The sequence below is a fragment of the Synechococcus sp. CCAP 1479/9 genome (genome assembly GCF_019038535.1).
GTDB lineage: Bacteria > Cyanobacteriota > Cyanobacteriia > PCC-6307 > Cyanobiaceae > Cyanobium.
Genome location: NZ_JAFKRK010000058.1, coordinates 1 through 226, shown reverse-complemented (window position 1 = coordinate 226; position 226 = coordinate 1). Strand labels below are relative to the sequence as shown.

Annotated in this window: 1 protein-coding gene; it reads left to right on the top strand. The window is 65.9% G+C overall.

The genetic code is table 11. From position 1 onward, the window contains the following. Positions 1-226, top strand: a 226-nt coding sequence (locus KUG38_RS16670; RefSeq protein ID WP_216923532.1) for a glycogen/starch/alpha-glucan phosphorylase, incomplete at both ends; no start/stop codon positions are given.

Here is a 226-nt window from a genome sequence, read left to right as displayed (position 1 = left end):
CCAGCTCGGCAACAACCTGCTGATGCTCGGCATCCAGAAGGAGGCCGCCGAGGCCCTGCGCCAGTTCGGCATCAACGACATCGAGGAAATCCTCGATGTGGAGGAGGAACCGGGCCTCGGCAACGGTGGCCTCGGCCGTCTGGCCGCCTGCTTCCTCGAATCCCTCGCCACCCTCGAGATCCCCGCCACCGGCTACGGCATCCGCTACGAGTTCGGCATCTTCGAC